At 66.4% G+C, this 26,632-nt stretch carries 29 protein-coding genes; 11 read left to right on the top strand and 18 right to left on the bottom strand.

Annotated features, from left to right (window positions below; translation table 11 throughout):
- Positions 1-2: 2 nt before the first annotated feature.
- From gspL to BLU17_RS19305, 3 genes are read left to right on the top strand one after another with little or no spacing between them, the layout of a single operon-like run.
- Complete coding sequence (gene gspL / locus BLU17_RS19315; RefSeq protein ID WP_091999803.1) at positions 3-1,373, top strand: type II secretion system protein GspL; 1,371 nt, start codon at positions 3-5, stop codon at positions 1,371-1,373.
- On the top strand, positions 1,349-1,888 hold the full coding sequence (gene gspM / locus BLU17_RS19310) for a type II secretion system protein GspM (RefSeq protein WP_091999801.1): 540 nt from the start codon (positions 1,349-1,351) through the stop codon (positions 1,886-1,888). The genes gspL and gspM overlap by 25 nt, the downstream gene beginning before the upstream one ends.
- Positions 1,889-1,910: 22 nt before the next feature.
- A complete protein-coding gene (locus tag BLU17_RS19305) occupies positions 1,911-2,690 on the top strand; it encodes a type II secretion system protein N (RefSeq protein ID WP_091999799.1) in 780 nt (259 codons plus the stop codon).
- 36 nt (positions 2,691-2,726) lie between these two features.
- Here the strand turns inward: BLU17_RS19305 and BLU17_RS19300 are convergent, their stop codons facing one another.
- Both BLU17_RS19300 and BLU17_RS19295 read right to left on the bottom strand, forming a co-directional pair.
- Positions 2,727-4,307, bottom strand: coding sequence for an efflux transporter outer membrane subunit (locus tag BLU17_RS19300; RefSeq protein WP_091999796.1), 1,581 nt, complete (start codon positions 4,305-4,307; stop codon positions 2,727-2,729).
- A 161-nt stretch (positions 4,308-4,468) separates the two neighbouring features.
- Positions 4,469-4,768 carry a hypothetical protein gene (locus BLU17_RS19295; protein WP_091999793.1) on the bottom strand — a complete coding sequence of 100 codons (300 nt, stop codon included), beginning with the start codon at positions 4,766-4,768 and terminating at the stop codon, positions 4,469-4,471.
- A gap of 255 nt (positions 4,769-5,023) precedes the next feature.
- On the opposite strand from BLU17_RS19295, the gene BLU17_RS19290 reads away from it, so the two are divergent.
- Both BLU17_RS19290 and BLU17_RS19285 read left to right on the top strand, forming a co-directional pair.
- Positions 5,024-5,551: a MarR family winged helix-turn-helix transcriptional regulator gene (locus BLU17_RS19290; RefSeq protein WP_091999790.1), complete on the top strand. Its 528-nt coding sequence runs from the start codon at positions 5,024-5,026 to the stop codon at positions 5,549-5,551.
- Between the two features lie 160 nt (positions 5,552-5,711).
- Positions 5,712-7,268, top strand: a complete 1,557-nt coding sequence (locus BLU17_RS19285) for a DHA2 family efflux MFS transporter permease subunit (protein ID WP_091999788.1) — start codon at positions 5,712-5,714, stop codon at positions 7,266-7,268.
- A 121-nt stretch (positions 7,269-7,389) separates the two neighbouring features.
- On the opposite strand, the gene BLU17_RS19280 is transcribed toward BLU17_RS19285, so the two are convergent.
- The 5 genes from BLU17_RS19280 to BLU17_RS32465 form a co-directional block, all read right to left on the bottom strand.
- A complete protein-coding gene (locus BLU17_RS19280) occupies positions 7,390-7,872 on the bottom strand; it encodes a hypothetical protein (protein ID WP_091999786.1) in 483 nt (160 codons plus the stop codon).
- A 210-nt stretch (positions 7,873-8,082) separates the two neighbouring features.
- Entirely contained in the window at positions 8,083-9,705 is a 1,623-nt protein-coding gene (gene gshA / locus BLU17_RS19275) for a glutamate--cysteine ligase (protein ID WP_091999783.1), read from the bottom strand.
- A 192-nt stretch (positions 9,706-9,897) separates the two neighbouring features.
- Positions 9,898-10,914: a DNA-3-methyladenine glycosylase family protein gene (locus tag BLU17_RS19270; protein ID WP_425434110.1), complete on the bottom strand. Its 1,017-nt coding sequence runs from the start codon at positions 10,912-10,914 to the stop codon at positions 9,898-9,900.
- A complete protein-coding gene (ada, locus tag BLU17_RS19265) occupies positions 10,911-12,137 on the bottom strand; it encodes a bifunctional DNA-binding transcriptional regulator/O6-methylguanine-DNA methyltransferase Ada (protein WP_091999781.1) in 1,227 nt (408 codons plus the stop codon). Before ada ends, BLU17_RS19270 begins: the two co-directional genes overlap by 4 nt.
- A 33-nt stretch (positions 12,138-12,170) precedes the next feature.
- Positions 12,171-12,386 (bottom strand): hypothetical protein, encoded by a 216-nt coding sequence (locus BLU17_RS32465; protein WP_143189288.1) that lies wholly within the window; start codon positions 12,384-12,386, stop codon positions 12,171-12,173.
- A gap of 269 nt (positions 12,387-12,655) precedes the next feature.
- Between BLU17_RS32465 and BLU17_RS19260 the strand changes: the two genes are divergently transcribed.
- Entirely contained in the window at positions 12,656-13,066 is a 411-nt protein-coding gene (locus BLU17_RS19260; RefSeq protein WP_091999779.1) for a VOC family protein, read from the top strand.
- A 33-nt stretch (positions 13,067-13,099) separates the two neighbouring features.
- Here BLU17_RS19260 and BLU17_RS19255 read toward each other — a convergent pair whose 3' ends face one another.
- Both BLU17_RS19255 and sap1 read right to left on the bottom strand, forming a co-directional pair.
- Positions 13,100-13,654 carry a YaeQ family protein gene (locus BLU17_RS19255; protein ID WP_091999777.1) on the bottom strand — a complete coding sequence of 185 codons (555 nt, stop codon included), beginning with the start codon at positions 13,652-13,654 and terminating at the stop codon, positions 13,100-13,102.
- A 272-nt stretch (positions 13,655-13,926) separates the two neighbouring features.
- The gene (gene sap1 / locus BLU17_RS19250; RefSeq protein ID WP_091999774.1) at positions 13,927-14,268 is read right to left on the bottom strand and encodes a surface attachment protein Sap1; all 342 of its coding nucleotides are present in this window, start codon (positions 14,266-14,268) and stop codon (positions 13,927-13,929) included.
- 497 nt (positions 14,269-14,765) lie between these two features.
- Here sap1 and BLU17_RS19245 point away from each other — a divergent pair, with 497 nt between their 5' ends.
- The 3 genes from BLU17_RS19245 to BLU17_RS19240 all read left to right on the top strand — a co-directional run bounded on the left by BLU17_RS19245 (position 14,766) and on the right by BLU17_RS19240 (position 16,301).
- Entirely contained in the window at positions 14,766-15,392 is a 627-nt protein-coding gene (locus BLU17_RS19245) for a LysE family translocator (RefSeq protein WP_091999772.1), read from the top strand.
- A gap of 213 nt (positions 15,393-15,605) precedes the next feature.
- A complete protein-coding gene (locus tag BLU17_RS33225) occupies positions 15,606-15,770 on the top strand; it encodes a hypothetical protein (protein WP_176929144.1) in 165 nt (54 codons plus the stop codon).
- A 153-nt stretch (positions 15,771-15,923) separates the two neighbouring features.
- A complete protein-coding gene (locus BLU17_RS19240) occupies positions 15,924-16,301 on the top strand; it encodes a hypothetical protein (RefSeq protein ID WP_092000032.1) in 378 nt (125 codons plus the stop codon).
- A 68-nt stretch (positions 16,302-16,369) separates the two neighbouring features.
- Here BLU17_RS19240 and BLU17_RS19235 read toward each other — a convergent pair whose 3' ends face one another.
- From BLU17_RS19235 to mnmE, 5 genes are all read right to left on the bottom strand, one after another.
- Positions 16,370-17,395: a S1C family serine protease gene (locus BLU17_RS19235; protein WP_091999769.1), complete on the bottom strand. Its 1,026-nt coding sequence runs from the start codon at positions 17,393-17,395 to the stop codon at positions 16,370-16,372.
- Positions 17,396-17,763: 368 nt separating this feature from the next.
- Positions 17,764-18,009, bottom strand: coding sequence for a hypothetical protein (locus BLU17_RS19230; RefSeq protein WP_091999767.1), 246 nt, complete (start codon positions 18,007-18,009; stop codon positions 17,764-17,766).
- A 132-nt stretch (positions 18,010-18,141) separates the two neighbouring features.
- Positions 18,142-18,330 (bottom strand): hypothetical protein, encoded by a 189-nt coding sequence (locus BLU17_RS19225; RefSeq protein WP_092000028.1) that lies wholly within the window; start codon positions 18,328-18,330, stop codon positions 18,142-18,144.
- Between the two features lie 424 nt (positions 18,331-18,754).
- Positions 18,755-19,066 (bottom strand): DUF4148 domain-containing protein, encoded by a 312-nt coding sequence (locus BLU17_RS19220; protein WP_091999763.1) that lies wholly within the window; start codon positions 19,064-19,066, stop codon positions 18,755-18,757.
- Between the two features lie 258 nt (positions 19,067-19,324).
- Positions 19,325-20,725, bottom strand: a complete 1,401-nt coding sequence (gene mnmE / locus BLU17_RS19215; protein WP_091999760.1) for a tRNA uridine-5-carboxymethylaminomethyl(34) synthesis GTPase MnmE — start codon at positions 20,723-20,725, stop codon at positions 19,325-19,327.
- Between the two features lie 338 nt (positions 20,726-21,063).
- Between mnmE and BLU17_RS19210 the strand changes: the two genes are divergently transcribed.
- Positions 21,064-21,483: a helix-turn-helix domain-containing protein gene (locus tag BLU17_RS19210; protein ID WP_091999756.1), complete on the top strand. Its 420-nt coding sequence runs from the start codon at positions 21,064-21,066 to the stop codon at positions 21,481-21,483.
- Between the two features lie 141 nt (positions 21,484-21,624).
- Here BLU17_RS19210 and yidC read toward each other — a convergent pair whose 3' ends face one another.
- The 4 genes from yidC to rpmH all read right to left on the bottom strand — a co-directional run bounded on the left by yidC (position 21,625) and on the right by rpmH (position 24,393).
- Entirely contained in the window at positions 21,625-23,292 is a 1,668-nt protein-coding gene (gene yidC, locus BLU17_RS19205; protein WP_091999753.1) for a membrane protein insertase YidC, read from the bottom strand.
- Between the two features lie 30 nt (positions 23,293-23,322).
- Positions 23,323-23,553, bottom strand: a complete 231-nt coding sequence (yidD, locus tag BLU17_RS19200; protein ID WP_091999750.1) for a membrane protein insertion efficiency factor YidD — start codon at positions 23,551-23,553, stop codon at positions 23,323-23,325.
- 92 nt (positions 23,554-23,645) lie between these two features.
- Positions 23,646-24,167, bottom strand: coding sequence for a ribonuclease P protein component (gene rnpA, locus BLU17_RS19195; RefSeq protein WP_091999747.1), 522 nt, complete (start codon positions 24,165-24,167; stop codon positions 23,646-23,648).
- A 91-nt stretch (positions 24,168-24,258) separates the two neighbouring features.
- A complete protein-coding gene (gene rpmH, locus BLU17_RS19190; protein ID WP_026120950.1) occupies positions 24,259-24,393 on the bottom strand; it encodes a 50S ribosomal protein L34 in 135 nt (44 codons plus the stop codon).
- Positions 24,394-24,807: 414 nt separating this feature from the next.
- Here rpmH and dnaA point away from each other — a divergent pair, with 414 nt between their 5' ends.
- Positions 24,808-26,373: a chromosomal replication initiator protein DnaA gene (gene dnaA, locus BLU17_RS19185; protein ID WP_218137033.1), complete on the top strand. Its 1,566-nt coding sequence runs from the start codon at positions 24,808-24,810 to the stop codon at positions 26,371-26,373.
- Positions 26,374-26,632: the final 259 nt, after the last annotated feature.

Genomic DNA, 26,632 nt, shown 5'->3' with positions numbered 1-26,632 from the left:
GTTTGAGCACGCTGATCGTTCTCATGCCGCCGCGCGACCCGGCGGTCCACTCGCAGGAATGGCAACTGCCGGAGCTGCCGTTCGTGCTGCTCGACAAGGCGGGCAACACGCAGCGTGCGGGCCGTGCGTCGCTCGGGCTGCTGCCCAAGGCCTCGGCCACCGTCCTGCTGATCGCCGCGCGCGACCTGCTCACGCTCGCCGCCGCCGTGCCGCCGCTCAAGGGGCCCCGGCTGCGCCAGGCGTTGCCGAACGTGGTCGAGGATCATCTGATCCAGGACGCGCAGACCTGCCACCTCGCGCTTGATCCGCAGCGCCTCGCCGACGGACGCCAGGTCGTCGTCGCCATCGATCGCGGCTGGTTCCGCTTTCTCGTGGAGGGCTTCGCCGCCGCGGGGCACCGCAATCTGCGCGCGGTGCCGGTGGCGCGCTGCCTGCCGTTGGCGCAGGCGCCAAAGACGGCCGGGCCCGCCGAGCCGGGCTCGATCGCCACCGATGCCGAGGGTGCCGGGAGTGCCGACGTTCCCGCCCTCGAACCCGTGACCGCCTGCGTGCTTGGACACGTCGTATCGACCGCGCCGGCGCTCCTGCCCGGCGCCGCGCCGGAGCCGGCGGCCGCCACGGCGGACGCGGCGCTCGAACTGGCGATCGTGCGCGGCGCGCTGGCCGAGGGTTTCGCGGTGCCGGCCGCGAGCGTCGCCGCGACCGTTTCGGCGCTCGCCGGCGCGGCGCCGGTCTCGGGCTACGTCCTCGCCAGTCTGCCGGGCGAGCCGGCCAGCGCCGCCGCACGCGCGTCGTTGTCCGCCGCGCTGCCCGGCGCGCAAACGCTCACGTTCGAGGCGCTCGCGCGCCGCGCCCTGGCCTGCCGCTTCGACCTGTGCCAGTTCGAGTTCGCCTCGCAGCCGTGGCGGCTCGACCGCGCGACGCTGCGCCGCCTGCGCGTGCCGATCGCGCTCGTGGCGGCGTCGCTCGTCGTGGCCATCGTCGGCGCGAACGTGCAGTGGCTCATGATGGCGCGTCAGCGCGACGCCATCAGCGCGCAGATGACCGAACTGCTCCTCAACGCGTTCCCGAAAACGACGGTCGTGCTCGACCCCGCCGGCCAGATGGCGCGCCAGCTCCAGCAGTTGCGCCTCGCCGCGGGCGAGCCCTCGCGCGACGACTTCCTCGCGCTCTCCGACGGCCTCGCGCGCTCGCTTGGCCCGGTGCCCTCGAACGGCATCGCGGCGCTCGACTATCACGACCGGCGTCTGGACGTGACCTTCAAGCCCGGCGTCAACGTCGACGCGGATCTCGTCAAGCGCCTCGCGCGCAACGGCCTCGCGGGCACGACGGACGCGAGCACCGGCAAATGGACCATCAGGAGCGCATCGTGAAGACAACGGCTGTGGGCGGTGCCTGGTCCGAGGCCTGGACCGGGTTCTGGGAGGCGCGCTCGGTGCGCGAAAAGACGCTGCTCACGTGGGGCGGCGCGGTGCTGGCGCTGGCGATAGGCTGGTCGGTGCTGTGGCAGCCGGCATCCGACGGCCGCGCCCGCTTGCGCGAGAGCTTGCCCGGCATGCAGCGCGAGCTTGCGCAGATGACGGCCGAGGCCGACGAGTCGCGCGCGCTTGCCGGCGCCGCGGCGAGCGTGGCGCCCGGCGGTCAGGCGCTCAAGGACGCGCTGACGGCCTCGCTGTCCGATCACGCGCTGACGGCTGCCCAGGTCCAGCTGATCGGCGCGACGGTGCAGGTGCAGATGAAGAACGCGTCGTTTGCGGCGTGGACCGCGTGGCTCGACGACGTGCGCAAGCAGTTCAAGGTGCAGGTGGTCGAGGCGCACGTGAGCGCGCTGAAGGCTGACGGCCAGGTCGACATCACGGCCTCGCTGCAACCGGCGAACACGCGCTGACGCCTGCCCGGAGAACGACGCAATGAGTGACTGGATGCGGCGCCTGCGCGCCGCGTTGCCCTGGCTGATCGTGGGCGTGCTGTCGAGCGGCGCGGTGCTGCTCGCCCGTCTGCCGGCGGCCTGGATCGCGCCGCAGTTCGCGCGCGCGACCCAGGGGCACGTGAATCTCGTCGATCCGCAAGGCTCGCTCTGGCACGGCTCGGCGACGCTGATGCTCGCCGCCGGCCGCGACGCGAGCGGCGCGACGCTGCTGCCGGGGCGCATTGTCTGGCGCACGGCGTTCTGGCCGCTTTTCGTCGCGCGCGTGCGCATGGAGATGTCGCAAACCGAGGCGATGCCCGATGCGGTGACGGTCGAGGCGTCGCCGCGCGGCGCGAACGTGAGCGCGGGCGCGATCGCCGTGCCCGCTTCGCTGCTCGCGGGCCTCGGCGCGCCGTTCAATACGCTCGATCTGGATGGCAACGTGCGCCTCGAATGGAGCCCGTGGCGCATCTTCGGCACGGACGCGTTCGGCCGCCTGACCGTGTCGCTCGCCGACATGAGCTCGCGCGTGTCGCTCGTGAAGCCGCTCGGCACGTACCAGGTGGTGCTGCAGGCGCAGGGCGCGTCGTCGACGCTCGATCTCTCGACACGGAAAGGACCGCTCATGCTCGACGGGCACGGCACGTTTTCGCGCGCGTCGGCGTCGTTTCTGGGCACCGCGAGCGCGTCGCCGGATCAGCGCGAGAACCTCGCCGGGCTGCTCAACCTGCTCGGCCGGCCGGTCTCGCCGGGAACCGTCGCGCTGACGTTCATGCGCTGACTTCGGTGCGCGCCCGCGTGAGCGGGCTCGCGCGTGTCACTGCGATTGCGTGCCGGACACCGGCACGGAGGCCGCCGAAGTTGCCGAAGCCGCGGCCGGCGCGGCCACGCTGCCGGTTTCGCGGTCCATCTGCGAGACATCCCAGCCGCCGCCCAGCGCCTTCACGAGCCCCACCGACGACACCATCCGCTGCCCGCCAATGCTTACGAGCTTTTGCTGCGCGGTGAACGCCGTGGCTTGCGAGGAAAGCACGTTCTGGAAATCGGTCGTACCGGCCTTGTACTCGTTCGTCACGATCGCGAGCGCGTGCTGCGCCGACTCCACCGCCTGTTGCTGCACGACGATTTCCTGAGCGAGGATGCGCTGCGAAGCGAGGTTGTCCTCGACGTCCTGGAACGCGGCCAGCACCGTTTGCCGGTAAGCGGCCACCTGCTGGTCGTAGGCGGCGCGCGCGGCCTCGGTCTGCGCCTTGCGCAGGCCGGCATCGAAGATCGTGCCGGCAAGCGAAGGCCCGAGCGTCCAGAAGCGTGAAGGCATCTGCAGCAACTGCGAGAACACCGAGCTTTCGAAGCCGCCGCTCGCGGAAAGCGTGAGCGTCGGGAAGTACGCCGCGATGGCGACGCCGATCTGCTCGTTGGCGGCGGCCGCCTTGCGCTCGGCCGAGGCGATGTCGGGCCGGCGTTCGAGCAGCGCCGAAGGCATTGCGAGCGGCACCGTGGGCGGCGTGGCGGCGAGCGGCGACGGCGCGATCGAGAAGGTGGAAGCCGGCTGGCCAACCAGCACGGCGATCGCATGCTCGTCCTGCGCGCGCGCGACGCCATTGTCGATCGCGGCGGCCTGGGCGGACTGCAGTTGCGTTTGCGCCTGGATCACGTCGGCGCGGCCCGCCACGCCCTGTGCGTACTGGTTCTGCGTGAGCTGCAGCGACTTCTGGTAGGCCACGACCGTGTCGTCCAGCAGCTTTTGCTGCGCGTCGAGCGAGCGCAGCGTGAAGTACGTCTGCGCGAGCGTGGCCTGGGCCGACAGACGCGCATTCGCGAGATCGGCGGCCGCGCCCTGCTGGCTCGCCTCCTGCGAGCTGACCGTACGGCTCACCTTGCCCCACAGGTCGGGTTCCCAGGTGGCGTCGAGTCCGAGGTTCACGTTGTTCGCGATGTCGCCGCTCGAGAGTCCGCCGCTCGAGTTGGACACGCGCGTGGGCGTATGCGAGCGCGTGCCCGAGAACGAGCCGCTGATCACGGGGAAGTACGCCGCGCGCGCCTCGCCCACGAGCGCGCGCGCCTGGCGCCAGGCGGCAGCGTATTGCGCGACGGTCTGGTTGCCGGCGTTGAGCTGATCCATTAGCGCATTGAGCTGCGCGTCGTCGTAGACGAGCCACCAGGCGCCGCGGTCGGCGGTATCGGCTGGCTGCGCGACCTTCCAGCCCTCGGGCGCTTCCTTGTAGGAAGCCGGCACGTCGGCGGCGGGCCGATGATAGTCGGGGCCGACGGCGCAGCCCGTCAGCTCAAACGCGAGTGCGGCGGCCGCGCCCAGCAAGGCCAGTGTGAAAAAAGACGTGGGCGCGCGGCGCGCAACGGCCCCGGCGGCTGCGCCGGGGCGGACGAAACGGCAAGGCATGCAAGGATTCCTGTCGATGCAACCGGCGCACGGTCAGGCGGCCGGGCGCGCACGGGGTTGTCGCGCTGCGGCAATGGTAGCGCACGTGCTATTTGTTACGCGGAATCCGGAAGCTTACGCGCGAGAGGGGTTCGCGGGTGTTACGCGACGACACGCACAGGTTACGCGTCGTTACGACGGCGTTTGGACACACGACACGCGAGCTGTCCGCCGCCGCATACGGGCGCCGCGGCCGCAGCCGGAACGACTGCCCCCGCGGACGCCGTTTCATGCCGCGCGCGCCGGCGTCGTGCCCAGACCATGGCGACCACGGCGATCGAGCCGCCCGGCAGCGCGAACATGGCTGCATACAACGCGAGCTTGCGCCAGCGCGACGACGCGCCGGCCTTCGCGAACGCGAGACGGGCGGTGCCGGTGACGGAGCGGCCAAGACCGCCGAGCGCGTTGATCAGATAAAGCATGGTGTGGCGAGTGAAGGAATGAAGGCGCGGCGGAGAATGGAAAAGCCTGCGAGTGCTTGCCTGTCATAATATTGACTATGCAATCAAGTCACAACATACTTTGCATTGCATCAATCGATCTGTTGTTTTTTCGCGCCGATGTGGCAACCATCGCCTCTTCGGGTTCTTGCGATCCGTCCCCCGATTTATCTGCCTGAGCAGGGAAGCAACCGGCTATAATTCGCCGGTTTTTTTGAGATGCAGCCAGGCGATGCCATGAGCGACGGTCTTTCCGTTCCGGCCAGGATGGGCGTGGAGCCGAGTCTCGGCTATTTCCTCTCGACCGCGCGCAATGTGCTCGCCGGGCGCATGGACCGCGCGGTTGCGCCGCTCGGGCTCACGTCGTCGCAAATCGGCGTGATTCTTCTGCTGTGGTTCGAGCGCGCCCGCACGCCCAACGAGATGTCGCGCGTGCTCTCCTATGACACCGGCTCCATGACCCGCATGCTCGACCGTCTCGAGAAGAAGGGGTTTCTTGTGCGCCAGCGCAGCCAGTCGGACCGGCGCGTGGTGGAACTTGCGCTCACCGGGCAAGGCCGCGAAGCGGCGCAGCAACTGCCCGATCTGATCGCGTCGGTGATGACCGAGCAATTGCGCGGCTTCGCCCCCGAGGAAGTCGCGACGCTCGTTCACTTGCTGCAGCGCTTCATCGCCAATGACGGCTCGACTACGCCGCTCTGCGCGTCCATCGATGAACCCGGCCACGGCGAGCAAGCGCCGGGGAAGGAAGACGGCGAGCGCTAGCATAGACGGATAAAAACGGCGCGTCGCGCGGCAGCGCAGCACGCGCTTTATTTTGGAAATTTCACTGTCTGGGCAGAGAATGCACAGACACGAAATGGCAACCGGCCCGCGCGGCCGCTTTGATGCAACCGCGCCAGCCGGTCAAACAAGGACACGGAACATGGCAGCTTCCCCCGCGGCGCCCGCGCAGGCCGAATCCGCATCGTTTTCCGGCGGCACGCTCGCGCTCCTCACGGTCGGGCTCGCGCTCGGCACCTTCATGGAAGTGCTGGACACCTCGATCGCGAACGTGGCCGTGCCGACCATCTCGGGCAACCTCGGCGTCGCCAATAGCGAAGGCACGTGGGTCATCTCGTCATATTCAGTCGCTTCCGCGATTGCGGTGCCGCTCACCGGGTGGCTCGCGCGCCGCGTGGGCGAAGTGCGCCTCTTCACGCTCTCCGTGCTGCTCTTCACGGTGGCGTCGGCCGCTTGCGGTTTCGCGACGAACTTCGAGACGCTCATTGCGTTCCGTCTCGTGCAAGGGCTCGTTTCCGGGCCGATGGTGCCGCTCTCGCAGACCATCCTCATGCGCTCCTACCCGCCCGCCAAACGCGGCCTCGCCCTCGGACTTTGGGCGATGACCGTGATCGTCGCGCCCATTTTCGGCCCGGTGATGGGCGGCTGGATCACGGACAACTACACCTGGCCGTGGATCTTCTACATCAACGTGCCGATCGGTCTTTTCTCGGGCGCCTGCGCGTTCCTGCTGCTGCGCGGCCGCGAGACGAAGACGACGAAGCAGCGCATCGACGCCGTCGGTCTTGCGCTGCTCGTGATCGGCGTGTCGTGCCTGCAGATGATGCTGGACCTCGGCAAGGACCGCGACTGGTTCAACTCGAAGTTCATCGTCACGCTCGCCATCGTCGCGGCGGTGTCGCTCGCGTTCATGCTCGTCTGGGAGGCGACGGAAAAAGAGCCCGTGGTCGATCTATCGCTCTTTGGCGATCGCAACTTCGCGCTCGGCGCGATGATCATCTCGTTCGGCTTCATGGCGTTCTTCGGCTCGGTCGTGATCTTTCCGCTCTGGCTGCAGACGGTCATGGGCTACACGGCCGGGCTCGCGGGCCTCGCCACCGCGCCTGTCGGACTGCTCGCGCTCGTGCTCTCGCCGCTCATCGGGCGCAACATGCACCGGCTCGATCTGCGCATGGTCGCAAGCCTGGCCTTCATCGTGTTCGCGCTCGTCTCGCTCTGGAACTCCACCTTCACGCTGGACGTGCCGTTCAACCACGTGATCTTGCCGCGTCTCGTGCAAGGTATCGGCGTGGCCTGCTTCTTCGTGCCGATGACGACCATCACGCTCTCGAGCATTCCCGACGAGCGTCTTGCCAGCGCCTCGGGTCTGTCGAACTTCTTGCGCACGCTCTCGGGCGCGATCGGCACGGCCGTGAGCACGACGTTCTGGGAAGACGCCGCGATCTACCATCACGCCGTGCTGTCGGAATCGGTGAGCCCGTATTCGCAGAACACGGTCGCCTACCAGGATGCGCTCGCGAGCCTCGGTTACGCGGGCCAGAGCCTGACTGCCAGGCTCAACGACGTCGTGACGACGCAGGGCTACATGATGGCCACCAACGACTTCTTCCGCATTTCCAGCGTGGTGTTCATCGCACTGGCCGTGCTGGTGTGGGTGACGAAGCCGAGAAAAGGCGCGGGACCGGCAATGGGGCATTGATCGCCCCGCGAACGTTGCGCCGTGCGATGCGCGACGAGCTGCATCGTCGGCCGATACGGTTCGAAACCCGCTGATTTGCGATCTCGCCGCCAACCAGCGGCGGCGAGGATCTTCGACACGATCAATGCGCGCTGGACGCGGGCTCCGCAACGGCCGCGCCGCTCACGCCGGCCGTGTCGCCGCCGCTGCCCGTGGAGGTGTCGCCGGGAATGGGCGCGTCGACGCCGCTGCGCACGTATTGCTTGAACGCGGCACCCGCCGACCAGGGGTTCGGCTTGCAGCCGAGCGAGCTGTCACAGTGCGCGGCGAAGCCGATCGTGGCGGTGCCGTCGCTATTCGCCGACTTCGTGATTTCGTAGGCGAGCAGACGCCGCCCGCCTCCGGGGCCCGAGGTCTGGATCAACGTGTCGGTCACGGTCTGCACTTCGTACTTCGAATGACTGCGCACCCAGTCCTCGGCGCGTTGCCACCAGAGATCGCATTCCGCCTTGTTCGCGCAGGTGAGCGGCGCGGTTGCGATCTGCATGACGTCGGGATTGACCTGCCCGCGCGACGCGCAGGCCGCAGCCGTCGCGCACAGCAGGATCGCAAGGATTCGTTTCATCGCGTGGGTTCCTCCCAGAGTAAGCCGCGTGGCGCGGCCCGTGCATTTTTTGATGTTCATGGCGCGGTTCGCCCGGTGAGGCCGCCGTATGTCAACGCACGGACAACGCACCACCCACCCTGGTTGGACCGCATTTGCACGCTGGCGTTGCGAGCAAATGCGGTGCCTGGGACGAGCGCCGATAGCGCCGACAGGACGAGCGCGCCGCGTTCAGACGCTGAAGCGGTTGAGCGTGTAGGCGCGGTATGCGGCGACGAAGGCGTCGAACGAGCCGACTTCGTCGCGTTCGAGTTGCGCCTGCTCGACAAGGGAGTCGCGCGCGAGCGCTTCGAACTCCGCCGTGGTCGCGGCGTCGAGCGGACGCGCGAGGAAATGCGCCGCATGGCGCTCGCTCTGCGCGAGCCCGAACTGCAGGAAGGACTGCCTGCCGTCGCGCATGGTCTGCAGCACGCGCGCCGAAGGCGTGAGCACAGGGTCGGCGAGCTTCGCGCGTTGCGTCGCGAGCGAGCGCGCATGCTCGTCGCCGCCGCGCGCCGCGTCGAGCGTGGCGGCGGCACGGCCGATCTTCTCGAGCAGTTCTTCGGCCCAGTCCTGCATCGGCACGTCCTCGCCATCGCGCTTGAGCGCGAGACCCGGGCGGCGCCCTTCTTTCGTCACCAGGCCGAAATTCGCATTCGATTCGGCGTAGGCGCCGGCGGACAGGAAAGGGCTGTCGTCGAGCGCGCACGCGAGCAGGTACGCGTCGAGAAAGCGCGCAGTTTCGAGCGAGATGCCGGTGGGCTCGAACGGGTCGATGTCCATGCAGCGCACTTCCACGTACTGCACGCCGCGCGCGGCGAGCGCATGCAGCGGCCGTTCGCCCGGACGCGTCACGCGCTTGGGGCGGATCGTCGAATAAAACTCGTTTTCGATCTGCAGGACGTTGGTGTTGATCTGCACCCACTCGCCGTCGCGATGCGTGCCGATCGCCTCGTACGGCGGATACGGCTGGCTCACGGCCTGCGCGAGCGCGTCGAGATAGCCCGCGAGCGTGTCGTAGTCGGCGCGCAAGGCGGACTGGCCCGTCGTGTTCGAGTAGCCGAGGTCGCTCATGCGCAGGCTTGTCGCATACGGCAGATAGAGCGTGTCGGCGTCGAACGCTTCGAGCTTGTGCTCGCGGCCGCGCAGGAAGCGCGCATCGAGCGCGGGCGACGCGCCGAACAGGTACATCAGCAGCCAGTTCGTGCGGCGGAAATTGCGGATCAGCGCGAGGTAGCGCTCCGACTGGTAGTCGGTGAGCGTGGCCGTGGACTGATGATGCGCATGCAGCACGCGCCACACGTCTTCGCTGAGCGAATAGTTGTAGTGAATGCCGGCGATGCACTGCATCGTGCGACCGTAGCGCAGCGCGAGCCCCATCCGGTACACGTGCTTGAGACGGCCGATGTTCGAGCTGCCGTAGCGCGCGATGGGGATGCCGTCGTCGGTGTCGGGCAAGAGTCCCGGCATCGATTCGTTCCAGAGCATTTCGCCGTCGCGCGCGAGCACGGCGTAGACGAAGCGATGCAGTTCGTCGAGCTTGCTGAGCGTGATGGACGCATCGGGCTCGGCGGCCGTGATGATTTCGATCAGCGCTTCCGAGTAGTCGGTCGTGAGCGAAGGATGCGTGAGCGCGGAACCGAGCGCCGCCGCGTGCGCCGTCATGGCGAGACGGCCGTCGCGCGTCACGCGCAGGCTCTCTTTCTCGATGCCGCGCAGACCGCGCGTGAGCGCGTCGCGATGTGGCCCGTCGCCCAGCACGGAAAGGCGCTGCGCGAGAACGTCGTTCGTGCGTGTAGAGGTCGTGTCGGACATTGAGGCAAGTCGGGCTCGGGCCGGCGCCGCGGTGCTGCACGCGCTCGCCGGCCGGGATTTTTTTCGGTAGCGGGCACTTTAACATCTCGCCGGGAGACCTGCTCGGGGCGGCTTCGGGCGGGTTTTGCCCGGCTCGCGCGCTGTCTCGCAGGGGCAATGGCGGCTGGCGCGCGCCCTCGTCCTCGCGTGGCCTTATCCGCCGCGCGCCGCGCCCGCGCGGTCGGCGATCTCGTTCCACAGATGCATGGCGGCGTACGCGCGCCAGGGGCGCCATGCGTCGGTGCGAGTGCGCTGTTGCGTCGCGCGCGCGAGCGCCGGGTCACGCGCCGCGATCGCCTGCATGAGCACGAGATCCGTGGCCGGCCACGCGTTCGCGTCGCGCCACGCGCGCATCGCGACGTACTCGACGGTCCACGGCCCGATGCCCGGCAAGGCGAGCAGCGCGGCGCGCATCGCGTCGAGGTCGGCGGTCGCGGTGGCGTCGATTTGTCTGCTTTGACGTTTGCCGCGCGGCGTGAGCGTATCCGCCGCGCCGTAGTCGCGCTCGATGACCACCGCGCCGCCCGCCACGGCCTGCGCGAAGCCCTGCAACGCGGCGACGCGCTTGCCCGGCATGCCGATGCCTGCGAGATCGGCGGCAGCGAGCGCGGCGGGTGTCGGAAAACGCCACGCGGTGCGGGCGTGCGCATGGTCGTCGATGCGCTTGCCGACGCGCTCGACGAGGCGTCCGACGATCGTCGTCGCCGCTTTCACGCTGACCTGCTGGCCGACGATCGCGCGCACCACGAGCTCGAAGCCGGACCACGCGCCCGGCACGCGCAGGCCGGGCACGGCGGCGACGAGCGGCGCGAGCCATGGGTCGGTGCGCAAATGCGCGGCGATCGTGGCGGGATCGGCCTGCAGATCGAACATGCGCGAGAGCGGCACGGCGAGCGCCGCCGCATGCGCGCAGACGGGCCCGTCGATTCGTACGACGAGGCAATGCTTGCGCGCGTGGCGGCGCACCGCGAGCGTCCCGCTCGCGCCGTTGAAGTCGATGGCGCGCAGCCAGGCGCCGTCCTCCACCGCCTCGACGCCCGGCGTCGCGCGGCCGCTGAAAAAGCGCAGCACGCGCGGCCAGTCGTAAGGCGCGCGGAACGGCAGTTCGAGCGTGGCGCTTTCCGTCAGCGCCGGGCAGCGGGCGTCGGACGGCTGGGCGACGGCGCTCAAGCGGCGGTCTCCGGGGTGCCGGCGCGGTCCGTGGCCGAACGGGTTTCCTTCGCTGCCGTTCCCGATGCGCCGCGGCCGCCCGCTTGCGCGGCATCGGCGCGCGGAGCGCCTGGCTGGATCTCGCCCGCGCGCGCTTCGGCGTCGATCAGTGCCGCCTTGCGCTCGAGTCCCCACCGATAGCCGGCCAGCGAACCGCTCTTCTGCACGACGCGATGGCAGGGAATCGCCAGCGCCACGGGGTTCGACGCGCACGCGCTCGCGACGGCGCGCACCGCGCGCGGCGCGCCGAGCGTCTCGGCGATCTGCGTATAGCTGCGCGTCTCGCCGTAGGGAATGCGCTGAAGTGCGTCCCAGACGCGCTGCTGGAACGCCGTCGCGGCGATGTCGAGCGGGAGGTCGAAGCGTTCGCGCCGGCCGTGCAGATAGGCATCGACCTGGGCGACGAACGGCGCGACCGCCGCATGGTCTTCGATGCATCGCGCGTTCGAGAAGTCTTCGGTGAGCGCGGCGGCTAGCGTTGCGGCATCGTCGCCGAACGCGATCCGGCAGATGCCTTTCGAGGTCGCGGCGATGAGCACGAAGCCGATCGGCGTGGGGGTTGCGGCGTAGCGGATCGTCAGCCCGGCACCCTTGCGGCGGTAGGCCGAGGGCGCCATGCCGAGTTCGCCCGGCACGCTGTGATAGAGCCGCGACGACGAGCCGAAGCCCGCGTCGGCGCTCGCGCGCGTGACGTCGGCGCCCTCGCCCAGCGCGTCGCGCAGCACGGCGCCGCGGCGCGCCGCCTGGTACTGGCGCGGCGAAACGCCGAGCACGCGCTTGAAGAGGCGTTGAAGGTGAAACGGGCTCAGGTGCACGGCCTCGCCCAGTTGCGCGAGCGTAAGGCGCTGCTGTGGATCGGCTTCGAGAGCCGCGCGGGCGCGCCGCACGATTTCGAGCTCGCGCGGCAGGCCGCCCGGACGGCAGCGCTTGCATTCGCGGTAGCCGGCTGCGCGCGCGGCGTCGGCAACGGCGAAGAATTCGATATTCTCGCGCCGCGGCAGCCGCGACGCGCACGACGGACGGCAAAACACGCCGGTCGTGCGCACGGCGTAAAAGAACGCGCCGTCTGCGCGGGCGTCGCGCGAAGTGACGGCCTGCCAGCGGTCGGCGTCGCTCGTCCACGCGCCGCCGGGGGTATCGTCGGCGGGTTTCGTGGCCGGTTTCCTGTTGGGGACGGCGCTCATCTCACAACTCCTCGTAGGGCCTTCTGGATAGCTTCACTGTAGCCCCGCTTCCGGGCGACGGCGCGCCGGATCTTGCGCTGTCATTACCGCCGACACCCTGTCGCACTGGCACTTTTTTCGGCCTTCGGTGAATCCCTGGTGGCGCTTTGCGGGCTCCCGTGCGACGAAATGCACAAATTGCGGGTTTTCCCTTAAAAAGTTGTTGCGTTGCGTCAGACGGCTGTGTATAGTGGTTTCTGTCTCCTCCATGTCTCCTCCTGATATGGATTAAGCCCGCTCACAGCAGCGGGCTTTTTTTCGTCCAGCAATTTTGCGCGCGTGTCGAGCCGGTTTCGCCGCGCTTGGTATCACCGCTTCGTATCATCCATCACGGTCACAGCCACCGCGGCTATTTTCGGCCGGTTCGTTCCGTTCGTTTTTGCCGCTCGCATCCTGCTCGCGTTCCCCGTGGACGCATGACGCGCAGTCGTTCGCCTTCGGGTTCATGATGGAAAACTCTGCACGCCCCGGAGGACGCCATGCGGATCCACATTCGCGAGATCGATCACGTCGTAATCCGTACGGCCGATACGGCCGCGATGACGCGCTTCTATTGCGAAGTGCTCGGCTGCGAACCGGAGCGCGAGCAGCGCGACCTCGGCCTCGTGCAGTTGCGCGCGGGGCGTTCGCTCATCGATCTCGTGACGATAGGCGGGCCGCTGGATCGCGGCGCCGGCGCGCCGGCCGACGGCTCGGGCGGCAACATGGATCATCTTTGTCTGCGCGTCGAGCCGTTCGACGCCGAAGCACTCCGGGCGCATTTGAACCGGCACGGCGCGCGTCCCGGGAATGCTGTCGAGCGCTACGGTGCGGAGGGGCTGGGACCGTCGCTGTATCTGTTCGACCCGGAAGGCAACATGGTGGAACTCAAGGGGCCGCCGCGCGCGTGACCGCGGCGGGCGCGCCACGCAAGCCAGACGCTCCTAGACGTTTTCGGGCGCCTTGAACACGGTCCATTCGACTGCGACCGGCTCGGCGCTCGTATTGCCGATCCATGCGGCGCCGTCCTGAACCGTACACTGCAGACGCATGGTGCGTTCGGCCAGCGCACCCAGGGATGCGGCAACGCCCTCGCCCAGCGACCAGACCGTGACGTTGCGCAGGCGCTCCACCTTGCCGCGCACGCCCTGCCACCAGATGTCGGACGTGCGTCCGCCATAGGCGATCACGATGACCTCGCCCGCGCGGCCGCTGGCTTTGGCGATACGGCGCTCGTCGGGCTGGCCGACCTCGATCCACGTTTCGATCGCGCCGGTGTAGTCCTTGCACCAGAGGTCGGGCTCGTCCGTATCGGAGAGGCCCTTGCAGAATTCGAGCCGCTCGCTCGCGAACAGTGCGAACGCGGCGATGCGGACCATCATGCGGTCGTCGGTTTCGGACGGATGGCGCGCGATCGTGAGCGCATGGTCGGCGTAATAGTGCCGGTCCATGTCCGCGATCTGCAGTTCTGCCTTGTAGATGGTCGATTTGAGTGCCATGCCGGATTCCGGGCGCGCAAAAGCCGCACATGATAGCGAAATTTGGAGCAAGCCATGTGCCGCTTGAACGGGCGCGCAACGCGCGCGGCGCACCGCATGCGCGACGCAATGCGGATGGTCTGACGCGAAAATGACGGTGGTTTGACAGCGGCGCACGGCGATCTACGTCGCGTTTGATGTGACGTCACGGCGCGCGTGCGCCGGGCCATGTTGCGAGGGGCGTATCGGCGGATTCCGGGACGGCGCGCGTAAAACCTGCGGTGGAGGCGGCGCTACTGCTTGATGAAGCGGTCGTTGGTCCAGAGACCTTGTTCGTCGGCGTTGGCCGCGTTCACGAATTCGACGTCGTGGCCAACCACCTGTACCACGCGGAACGACTGGTTATCCGGCGTGGAAAGGCACTGGAACCCGCTGAAGTATTCCTGCATCTGCTGATGCTCGCCGGCCTGCTCGTGCAGCGCGACCGCATCGAGCTTGTCCTTCGACAGACAGCCATAGGAACCGGGCTTGAATTGCACCGTTTGCTGAGGCTTGACCACGGCATCCTGAGCTTGCACGGCTGCGGCGCAAGCAAGGCTTGCCGCCACGACGACCATTCCGGATAGCATTTTCATGTTTTGCCTCCTGCGGGTTTTAACTCAGGTTAGCTATGTATTTAACGCTCATGCCGAACCCGCGTCTTCCAAAATAGATAACTGCTGAAAGACTGCAAGCCCGACTTGTGTGCATTCGCAACAGCCGTGCGATGTGCAACCGTGGCGCAGCGCCTATCCATACCGCGAGCGGCCGCATTGACCCGCCTTCGAGAGCAATCCGAAGCATCGATTACCAAGCCCGGCGCCTTGTTCGACAAGGCGCCGCAGGTTATATCGGAAATAGGGCGGTCACGCTTGTAGTGATTTAAGCGATTTAATAGCGCGCCAATCGGCGAATGACGCGCCGCACCTAAAGTCGGCAATGTGCGGTTTGAAAGCAGGCCGGTTAATGAACTGTCTGCCGAATAAAAAGGATGCCAATGGCGTTACCGCGCCTCGCGACATGCCGTCGCGCGACACGCTTGCGCGGCGCCGGGCTTCATGGATAAATCGGGCTTCCCGCTGGAGGAACCCCCATGACTCTCGCTCACTGGCTGCCGTTCGCGATCGCATCGGCGATTCTCGTTGCCATTCCTGGTCCGACCGTGCTGCTCGTCGTTTCCTATGCGCTCGGCCACGGCCGCCGCTACGCGCTCGCGACCACGGCCGGTGTCGCGCTCGGCGACTTCACGTCGATGACCGCTTCCATGCTTGGCCTTGGCGTGATCCTCGCGGCATCCGCCGCATTGTTCTCGGCGCTCAAATGGATCGGCGCGGCCTATCTGGTCTACCTCGGCGTGAAGCTCTGGCGCGCGCCCGCCGGCGAAGGCCCGGCCGCTGACACTTCCGAAACGCGTACCGGCCGGATCTTTGCGCACGCGTACGCCGTCACCGCGCTCAACCCGAAGAGCATCATTTTCTTCGTTGCCTTCGTGCCGCAGTTCATCGATCCGCATATGGCCATCGCGCCGCAGATTGTCGTGTTCGAAGCGACGTTCCTCGTGCTCGCCACGCTCAATGCGTTCGGCTACGCCATGCTTGCGGCCGCCGCGCGCAAGCTCGTGCGCAGTCCGCGCGTGCAGCGCGCGATCAATCGCACGGGCGGCACGCTGCTCATCGGCGCGGGGCTCTTCGCCGCAGCGTGGAGAAAGGCGGGGGCGTAAAGTTAAGGTGCTGCCGGCGCCAGTCCCGCCCCTGTTGTCTAGCGGCTGTCCGGGCTGCGCAAGTCGCCGTGGACGCCGGGCATGCGCGCTGCTCTGCGTCGCCTTTGATGGTTGGCGAACATTTCTTTTCGCGCGTCGGTGTACCCTGATGTGCAAACTGTAGCGTCCCGGCTACAATGCAGTTGCAAACCGCTTGACAACCAGGAGGTTATCGTGATCGAACACGTAATACTGGGTGCGTTTCTGGTCATTCCCCTTGTCATTGTCGTCTTCCTGTTTTCCGACGAAATTATCGAGGAGCACAGACAGCGCGTGGAAGCGGGGGCCGGACATCATGTGGACTGGCGTCATCCGGTACGCAGCTTCCTGCATCACTGACGACGACGCGCACGCACACTAGCGGCAAGGCGCCGACGAGGCGTGCGCACGCGCGCGCGCCGCGTAATTCGTCGTTACCACTTGCAGCACCTGTATCCACCGATCGAGCCGACAATTGCTCGCATGTTTTCAAAGGTTCTCAGGGAGAACGACATGCGAAAGATGGCGGCCGTTTTGGTGCTGGCGGGTTGTACGGTCGCGGCCGGGCCGGCGAGCGCGCACGGTCACGGCGGCGACGTGGTGGGAGCGCTGGTTGGCGGCGCACTGATCGGCGCCGCGGTCGGCGCGGTGCTGAACGGCGGCCCGGCGGTGGCGTATCCGGCACAGCCGGCCTACGTGCAGCCCGCGCCTGTCTATGCGCAGCCCGCCCCGGTCTACGCGGCCGCCCCGGGCGGCGCAGCGTGCTACGACCAGTATTCCGGCCGCTACGTGGCTTGCGCTCCGGCACAGCCCGCGCCGCCACCGCCGCCGCAATACGACGACGGCTACGGGCAACAGCCGGCTTACGCACAGCCTGGCTACGGCTGGTAGTTCAGCCATAGGCGCGCCAGACCCGAGCAAGGTTGGCGCGCTCGCATCGACCACGCCTACGCCGTTTTCTAGCTTGTCTGCTCGACGGGCGTCACACGCAGGTTCAGGCGCTGCGTCAAGCGGATTACACCGATTTCCACTGCGCGATCAATGCGCGATGCGTCGAGCAGACGCTGGAGCGCGTCGATCCCGTCCACGGGCACGCCGTCGATCGTCACGATCATGTCGTCCACGCGCAGGCCGCCGACACCGGCGGGACTGCCCTTGACGATCTCCATCACCCGTACACCGGTCGCCGCGCTCAGGTCGAAGTAGCGCTGCACCTTGCGCGCGATCGGCACCGTGGTGCCGGCAATGCCGACGTAGGCTCGCCGCACGCGGCCATGCGCGAAGAGCTGCGTGATGACCCATTTCGCGGTGTCGATGGCCGTTGCGAAGCAGATGGCCTGCGCGCCCGGGATGATGGCCGTATTCACGCCGATGACCTGACCGGCCGAATTGATGAGCGGTCCGCCCGAGTTGCCCGGATTGAGCGCCGCGTCGGTCTGGATCACGTCGTAGATCATGCGTCCGGACTCCGAGCGCAGCGACCGGCCGAGCGCCGACACCACGCCCGTCGTCACCGTCTGCGCGAGGCCGAGCGGGCTGCCCACGGCGATCGCGATCTGCCCGACGCGCAGGCGCGCCGAGTCGCCGAGTTGCACGTGCGGCAGCGCCTCGGGCGCGCCGATGCGCAGCACGGCGAGATCCGTGCTCGGGTCGTCGCCGATGAGGTCGGCTGCCTGGGTCGAGCCGTCCGTGAGCGTGACGCTCAGCTTGCTCGCGCCGTGCACGACGTGGCTGTTCGTCAGCAGGTAGCCGTCGGGGGTGAAGAGGAAGCCTGAGCCGCTGCCGCTTCGTGCGCCGGCCTGGCCGGACGGGCGGCGCGCGACGGCAATGTGCGCGACGGCCGGCTGGACGCGCTCGAGCGCGCCGATCACGGTTCGCGAATAGGCATCGAGAAGCGCGTCGTCGTCGATGCCCGGACGCTGGTCCGCGCCGCCGGACGGGACGCCGCGAGCCAGATCGTCAATGAAGGAAGGTCGTCTGCCCACGATCCGAATCTCCGGGAAAAGTGGGCTCTACATGCAGGGGGCGCAAGACGTTTTCAAGAGGAGGCGCGAGTTCGCCCGAAGGGTTAACGATTGTCAAACCTGGACGTTTGCCGTTGCCGCGGCGCGGGGGAGCCATGAGAATGGTTGAGCGGCGACATCCCCCGGCGCCGTGTATGAAGTAAATGGCAAGCTCTTGACCGCGGCCCCTGCCGCGGTTTTTTTTCGTCCGCGGCCTGCCTCGCGGCTTGTGGCCCGCAAAGAAAGAAGCCCGCTTGCGCGGGCTAACCCATGCTCGGGTGACATGGCGAGGTTGGTCGGTGGGATTCGCGGCGCCAGGCGAGCGCGGATCGAAATTCCGGACCGCTGGGTCAGGCGGCCAGAATCTCCACCGCATCGGTGCCGACGGTATCGAGAGCGAGCTGAATTGCTTCGAGCTCGACCATGAGAGCGTCGATCGTCTTGAACTGGGTCTGTGTGAGCTGCGTGAGGTCGAGCAGCGCGGAAAGGCGCTTGTACCAGTAGTCGAACGAGAAAACCGCTGGCGTCGTGCCGGCGGACAATGAGGGCGCCATTGCGCGCGTGATGTGCGCGATTTCTCCGTCGATGAATTTCATGACCGCCCCCGTGCGATGGTCCAGCGTGTTGTCCGAACGTGTCTCACCACTTTAGTGCGGCGGCTGCACGTGTACAGCTATCACATCGGATAGGTCGGGCAGCAGTCTTTCAACCGCCTTGATACGGTTCCCTTAATGTCGCCAGCCGCGGCCATAATAGCCGCCCACGCCAACCCCGATATCCACGGACGGGGCGGCATAGTAGCCCGGCGCGTAGCCATACGCCGGCGCCGGGGCGTAAGCATACGGCGGCGCTACGACACAACCCGACAGGCCAGCAGACAAGGCAACCAGAGCCATTGCGCAGAAGAGTGTTTTCATCGTCGTTCTCCTATGCCTGAAATTGTCGTCGATCGGCGTGGCGGCGAGCGTTTGGAATCGCAACGATGTGTGTCTGCAAATTACAGCGGCATGCGGTGGCCGCGATGGGGAACCAGGCTGCCATACCGCTCGCGGTGGGCGCGGAGGGGTTGTCGGCGCTGGAAGAATCGAAATGAATCGGGATGAATGGCACTACGAACTAAATGGCGATGCAGTTAGCTCGTAGTGCGCGGATGCGCGTGAATGTGCGTGCTTTCAAGACGGGCGCCGCACGCGCTGACGGTCACGGGGAAAGGTGGCCGGAAAAAGCGCCCAGGCCAGAAGGCCCGAGCGAAGCCGTCGAGTCAACGACGGCGGAGGTATTCGTTTAGATATGCGAAGCGCTTGCAGGGCTCATGGCAAGCGCTTGCGCAAAGTTGCCGTGTTACGGATGGTTATACATCGCGTTCCAGTCGGCCTTCGACACTGCCGGGCGTCCGGCGTCCGAGGTACCGGCTGCCGTGCCGCCATAGCCGCTCGTTGCGCCGTTGGCGGCCGCTACCTTGGCTTCGGCGGCGAGAATGTCGTCAGGGTAGTGCGGATCGGCCCCCGCGCCCGGACGCCAGCCCGCTTTCTCGAGCTGCACGAGTTCGGCGCGCACCTGGGCGCGAGTGACGGGCGCATTCGATTGCGCGAACGACGCCACCGGCACGACGAGTGCAACGGCAACGGCTACGGTCTGGATCAGGGACTTCATGCTAACTACCTCCATTGACTTTTAGTTCGGAGCGACAACGTGTCTGCATCCGACAAGTGAAAGTCTAGGCCGATCGATGCCGAGGGTTAACCCCTATGCTTCGAAAGCATTGTTCCAGGCGGAGGAAGAATGGAGTGAGCCAGTAGTGCCAACAAAACGATGTGACCCTGGTTATCTACAGCCGCACGAACCCGAACATTCCGCTAGCCGTCGGCTTGCGTTTCTTTGCGCGGCTCCTGCAACGGGCGGGGCGGAGGATTACTTCCCGATACAAAACCGGCTGAAGATCACGCCGAGCAGGTCGTCCGAGGTGAATTCGCCGGTGATCGAATTGAGCGACTCCTGCGCGAGCCGCAACTCCTCGGCAAACAGGTCGAGCAGTTGCGCATGCTGGTCGGCGTGTGCCGCCGCTTGTTCGAGATGCTCGCGCGCGGTGCGCAGCGCAATCAGATGCCGCTCGCGCGCGAGATAGACGCTCTGCGCATCCGCCTGCCAGCCCGCGATGCGCAAAAGTTCGGCGCGCAGCAGCCCGATGCCATCGCCCTGTTTCGCCGAAAGACGCAGCTCGCAGACCTCGGCGCCATCCGCGGACACGTGTTTCTCCACTTCGGGCGGCACGCCGGTCAAATCCGTTTTGTTGAGCACGCGCACGACCGGCACGCCCGCCGGAAAGCGTGCGGCGATCGCTTCGTCTTCGGCGTTCATGCCAGTGCGTGCGTCGAGCAGATGCAGCACCACGTCGGCGCGACCAATCTCGCTCCACGTGCGCTCGATGCCGATCTTTTCCACCTCGTCCTCGGTGTCGCGCAGACCCGCCGTGTCGATGATATGCAGCGGAATGCCTTCGACCTGGATCGTCTGGGAAATCTTGTCGCGCGTGGTCCCGGCTACGGGCGTCACGATCGCCAGTTCGGCGCCCGCGAGCGCATTCAGCAGTGACGACTTGCCCACGTTGGGCTGCCCCGCGAGCACGACGGCGAGCCCCTCGCGCAGCAGTGCACCCTGGCGCGCCTCCGAAAGCACGTGGTCGAGCTGATCGCGAATGCGCGCGAGTTTGCCGCGTGCATCCGCGGCTTCGAGGAAGTCGATTTCTTCTTCTGGGAAATCGAGCGTCGCCTCCACGAGCATGCGCAGCGTGACGACGTCGTCCACGAGCGCGTGGATGTCGCGCGAGAACGCACCGTCGAGCGAACGGCCCGCCGAGCGCGCCGCGGCCTCGGTGCTCGCCTCGATCAGGTCGGCCACCGCTTCCGCCTGGGCCAGATCGAGCTTGTCGTTGAGGAACGCGCGGCGCGTGAATTCGCCGGGTTCCGCGAGGCGCAGTCCGAACGCGCGACCCGCCTCGATGCAGCGCTGCAGGACAAGCTGCAGGATGATCGGACCGCCGTGGCCCTGGAGTTCGAGCACGTGCTCGCCGGTGTACGAATGCGGCGCGGGGAAGGAGAGCGCGATGCCCCGGTCGAGCACCGTTCCGCTGCCGTCGAGAAACGGCGCGTAGCTCGCGTGGCGCGCGACCAGTGTCTGGCCGATGAGGGCTTGCATCAGCGCTTCGGTGGCCGCCGCGCCAGCACGCCCGGCCGAGACGCGCACGACCCCGATCCCGCCGCGTCCGGGCGAAGTGGCAATGGCGACGATGGGATCGGAATCGGTGGCGAGCATGGCGGAAGTGGATCGTGAGGCAGGGCGGAAATCGAAGTTGATCGCGGTCGCGAAGCGCGAGGCATTGTAACGCGGCGATACGGCGAACTTTGGGCAGTTGTCGCCTTCGGAACGATCGCGCCTTATCTCAAATTAGATAAGATTGATCTTAAGAGATTCTGTCGGTTTTGCTAAGAGAGATTCGCTTTGTCGGGTGGATTCCAATCTCATAAAGGAATTCGAGGTGATCCGACCAAAGTCACAAAGCTTGCAAAAACGGGCGAATTATCGCTTTTACACGTTAAATGTAGCTCAACTGGTTGTCTTCTTCGTCTATCCGCGGCGGCACAATCTGGCCCATGCCGACACCCGAAGAAAAAGCCGCCTTTGCCGAACGTCTGAAGTTCGCAATGAAGCGCGCGCCCGAAAAACTGCGAGGCAGCACCGATCTGGCCAACCGGTTCAACCTGCGCCATCACGGCGAACATCCGGTCTCGCCGCAAACAGCGCATAAATGGCTGAGCGGCCGCACCATTCCCACGCATGACAAGCTGGAGACGCTCGCGAAATGGTTCGACGTCGATCTCCACTGGCTGCACTACGGGCCGCCCGGCAACACGGCTTCGTCCGTGCCGAGACCTCGCAAGCCGGACGAAAAATATCCGCTTTCCGAGGAAACGCTCGAACTGGCTTCGAAGATCGAGTCGCTCAGCCCGCATCACCGCTATCTCGTGCAGGAACTGGTCGCCCAATTTTACGGGGACGCGGACAAGAATTAACGCGCGTCCGCGCACACCGCGCTCTGCGCCGTCAAACAAAAGACAAAACCCGCTCCCCAAAAGCGAAAAGCCGTCCGGTTCGCACCGGACGGCTTTTTCGAGCCCTGGTTCAGACGGCGGCATCACCGCCGCCCATGTGTCTTAGGCTGCCTTCTTCTTGCCTTTGCCCATCATGCGCGTGATGTAGTACTGCTGCGCGATCGAGAGCACGTTGTTCACGACGTAATACAGCACGAGGCCCGCCGGGAAGAAGAAGAACATGACCGAGAACGCGATCGGCATGAACATCATCATCTTGGCCTGGACAGGGTCCGGCGGCGTCGGGTTCAGACGGGTCTGCACGAACATCGAGACGGCCATCAGCACCGGCAAGATGAAGAACGGGTCTTGCTGCGAGAGGTCGTGAATCCAGAGAATCCACGGCGCGCCGCGCATTTCCACCGACGAGAGCAGCACCCAGTACAGCGAGATGAACACCGGAATCTGGATCACGACCGGCAGGCAGCCGCCGAACGGATTGACCTTCTCGGTCTTGTAAAGCTCCATGAGCGCGGCGTTCATCTTTTGCGGATCGCTCTTGAAGCGCTCGCGCAGCGCCTGCATACGCGGCGTGATCTCCTTCATGCGCGCCATCGACTTGTAGCTCGCGGCGGAGAGCGGGAAGAACACGGCCTTGATGAGCAGCGTGAGCAGCACGATCGACCAGCCCCAGTTGCCCACGTAGCTGTGAATCTTCTCGAGCAGCCAGAAGAGGGGCTTGGCGATGATCGTCACCCAGCCATAGTCCTTCACGAGTTCCAGACCCGGCGCGACCCCTTCGAGCATGCGCTCTTCCTGCGGACCGGCGAACAGACGAGACTGCACGCTTTGCGTGGCGCCCGGCGCGATCGTGCCGAGCGGCTGCTTCACGCCCACGCGGTAGAGGTCGTTGTCGAACTTCTCGACGTAGATGTCACGCTTGGCGCCCTGCTGCGGAATCCACGCGGTCGCAAAGTAGTGCTGCACCATCGCGACCCAGCCGTTATCGGCCTGGCTCACGAAGTCGGCCTTGTTCTTGTCGATGTCGCTGAACGTGATCTTCTGGAAGTGGTGCTCGTTCGAATACACCGCCGGGCCGATGAACGTGTGCGAGAAGCGCGGCGTTTCGACCGGCTGGCTGTCGCGCACGAGCTCCATGTAGAGCGTAGGCGAAACCGGCGTGCCGCCGACGTTCTGCACCTTCGTATCGAGGCCGATCACATAGCTGCCGCGCGTGAACGTGTAGGTCTTGGTGACCTTCACGCCGCCGCGTTCGGGCGACTGGAGCGTGACCTGGAAGGCGTTGGCGTCGCCGGTCAGCTCGCGCGGGCCGTCGACGACCGTGAACACGTCGTTGTGGTTCGGGAAGTCGCCGCCGAGCAGGCCGGTGCGCGCGAGGTACGTATGGTCCTTCGTGTGGTCGAACAGCGTGATGTACTGCTCGGGACCCTTGCCGTCGGCGCTTTCCTTCACGAGCGCCAGCTTCACGATCGTGCCGCCGCGCGAGTCGATCACGCCGTCGTAGACGTCGGTGCGAAAGTGCACGAGCTGGGCTGCGGCTGCGGCCGGCTGGGCGGTGTTCGTCGGCGCCTGACCCGTGGCCGTGGCGGCCGGCAGGTCGGACGCGCCATTGGCGGCGCTAGCGGGCGCAGGGCCGCTGGCGGCGGTTTGCGTCTGCGTCGCGTTCGGGAAGAACATCGACTGGCGTCCATGGTCGCGCTGCCAGTTGTCGTACAGCATGACGGCTGACATGAAGAAGATGACCCATAGGACGGTGCGTTTGATATCCATGCGTTGTCTCAGTGTCGATGGAATGGCGCGTCAGCGCTTTTTCGGAGATACAGGCGGGACGAGGTCGATGCCGCCCGCCGAAAACGGATGGCAGCGGCACAGCCGCCGCGCGGCGAGGTAAGTCCCACGCGCGGCGCCATGATACTGGATTGCCTCGCGCGCGTAATCGGAACAGGAAGGATAAAAACGGCACCGGCTGCCGAGGAGTGGGCTCACGGCAAGCTTGTAGAAACGCAGCAGTGCGATCAGAACCGTTTGCATGGCGTTGCGGCCGGACTGCGCCGCGCTCGATGACGGACGACATACCGCTTGCGCGGCAGCTACGTCGGATATGCCGGACTCGCGCGCCCCGCTCATGATGTGCGGGAATTGCCGTGGTCCGGCGGCAAATCTTTACCGGCCTGGTCACGCGCCGGTTCTGCAACTGGTGCCGGCGTCTGCGTTGCGCAAGGGGTGCGCGCAGTTGCCGCAGGCGAAGCGCTGCCGCGTCGCGCGACTTCGCGCGCGGCCTTTTCGAGCAGCGTCTCGATCTCGCCGCGGCACAAAGCCTTGAGCCCCGGCGACGACGCACCCGGCAGCGCCTTGCGGTCGAACTTCGTATGCAGGCGCAAGAGCAGGTCGAAACCTTCGAACTGCGCGCGGCGCACGCGAAACGCCTCGCGGGCGAGACGCCGCACCAGATTGCGCGTGACCGCGCGCGGCGCGAACTTCTTGCCGATCACGAGCCCGAGCCGCGCCTCGTTGCCCGTGGGCCGCCCATACACGACGAAGTGCTCGGTGCGGCGCCAGGGGCGCAAACGAAAAACGGATGAGAACTCATCCGTTTTCAGTAGCCTTGCGGCTTTCGGAAAAGCGGCTTGCGTTCGCGACGGCATGACGCCCCGATCAGTTACCGGGTTCGCCCTGTTCGCCTTGTCCGCGAGCGGACCGCTACCCGTGATTTCGCTAATGGCGATGCTGCCCGACTTAGACGGCGAGGCGCTTGCGACCCTTCGCACGGCGTGCGTTGATCACTTTGCGGCCACCTGCGGTCTTCATGCGCACGCGGAAACCGTGGGTACGCTTGCGACGGGTAACGGAAGGTTGGAAAGTACGTTTCATGTTGCTCTCACTGTTGAGTTTTGACCGCGGCGAGCATCGCGGAAAAAAGCAATGGCCGGTGGTACTAGGGATTGGTTTTCGCGGAACCCGCTATTTAAGCCGGTTTTTCGTTGGCCGTCAATAGGTTAGGCGATTGAGCCGTCTGCGAAGGCCGGATTGGCTACCGTGCGAGCCGAACGCCCGTGCGTTGATCCGTCCCTGTGGATAACTTCCTGGCGAGGGGATTTCGGCGTTAGAATCTCGGCTATCCCAAGAATCCTGCATGCCGCTCCGGCCCGCCTGCTTGCCGCAAAACCCTTGCCGCGCGGGCGTCCGGAGCATTTGCTGTCGCCTCGTCAGGGCCTCGTCGCATGTGTGCGGCAAGAGCGGGGCGGTCGCAACAATGCATGCAAACAAAACGACCACAGCAACTCGATGAACGATTTCTGGCAACACTGTTCCGCACTGCTGGAGCGTGAGCTGACGCCCCAGCAGTACGTGACGTGGATTAAACCGTTGGCCCCGGTTGCCTTCGATGCTGCGGCGAACACGCTGCAGATAGCCGCTCCCAACCGCTTCAAACTCGACTGGGTCAAGAGCCAGTTTTCGGGCCGGATCACCGATCTGGCGCGCGACTTCTGGCAGATGCCCGTCGACGTGCAATTCGTCCTCGACCCGAAGGCGGGCATGCGTGCGCCACACGTGGCGCCGCCCGCCGCGCCACGCACGGCGCTGGCGGCCGCGCCTGCCGCCGTGAGCGCCGCAGCGCCTCAACCGGCTGCCGTGGCGGGGGGAACGGGGCTCGCCGGCATGGTTCAGGCGGCTTCGGCCGCCGCTGCGCATGCAACCGCCGAAGACGCCGCCGACCTCGACCTGCCGAGCCTCGACGCCAACGAAGCCGCCGCCGGCCGACGCACCTGGCGCCCGGGGCAAGGCGCGGCCGCTGCGGCGTCGGGCAGCGAAGCCGACCCGACCTACGAGCGCTCGAAGCTGAACCCGGTGCTCACGTTCGACAACTTCGTGACCGGCAAGGCGAACCAGCTCGCGCGCGCGGCCGCCATCCAGGTCGCCGACAATCCCGGCATCTCGTACAACCCGCTGTTCCTCTACGGCGGCGTGGGCCTCGGCAAGACCCATCTGATCCACGCGATCGGCAACCAGTTGCTGCTCGACAAGCCGGGCGCGCGCATCCGCTACATCCACGCGGAGCAGTATGTGTCCGACGTGGTGAAGGCCTACCAGCGCAAGGCGTTCGACGACTTCAAGCGCTATTACCATTCGCTCGACCTGCTGCTGATCGACGATATTCAGTTCTTTTCGGGCAAGTCGCGCACGCAGGAAGAATTCTTCTACGCGTTCGAGGCGCTCGTCGCGAACAAGGCGCAGGTCATCATCACGAGCGACACGTATCCGAAGGAAATCTCGGGTATCGACGACCGCTTGATCTCGCGCTTCGACTCGGGCCTGACCGTGGCGATCGAGCCGCCCGAGCTGGAAATGCGCGTGGCGATCCTGATGCGCAAGGCGCAATCGGAAGGCGTGAGCCTGAACGAGGACGTCGCGTTCTTCGTCGCCAAGCACCTGCGCTCGAACGTGCGCGAACTCGAAGGCGCGCTGCGCAAGATCCTCGCATACTCGAAATTCCACGGCCGCGACATTTCCATCGAGCTGACCAGGGAAGCGCTCAAGGACCTGCTGACGGTGCAGAACCGGCAGATTTCGGTCGAAAACATCCAGAAAACGGTCGCCGACTTCTACAGCATCAAGGTCGCCGACATGTATTCGAAAAAGCGTCCGGCGAACATCGCGCGGCCGCGCCAGATCGCCATGTATCTGGCCAAGGAACTGACGCAGAAGAGCCTGCCGGAAATCGGCGAGCTGTTCGGCGGCCGCGACCACACCACGGTGCTGCACGCCGTGCGCAAGATCGCCGACGAACGTACCAAGGACGCCCAGCTCAATCACGAGCTGCACGTGCTCGAGCAGACGCTGAAGGGGTAACGGCGGGCGAGCAGCGGCGAATGACGGGACCGAAGGCCGTAACCCGGCCGGTTTGCCCTGTTTATTTTGCGGATCGCCCCCAATTTAGGGAAGCGGTCGGTTTTCAGGCACAATATGGGTTTAACCGCCCGGCGGTCCGGGGCGGTAACCACGCCGCGGCCTGTGCTGCATCAACCGCCTGAGCGGCGCCTCTCGCCGCGTGACGTTCGTGGGGTCATGCATGCCGGCAAAACCGGCGCCAGGCGGGCGCAGACCGTCA

The sequence above is a fragment of the Paraburkholderia lycopersici genome (assembly GCF_900096975.1).
Classification (GTDB): domain Bacteria; phylum Pseudomonadota; class Gammaproteobacteria; order Burkholderiales; family Burkholderiaceae; genus Paraburkholderia; species Paraburkholderia lycopersici.
Note: the sequence above shows the minus strand (reverse complement) of the source record. Positions and strands in the feature narration are given on the sequence as shown.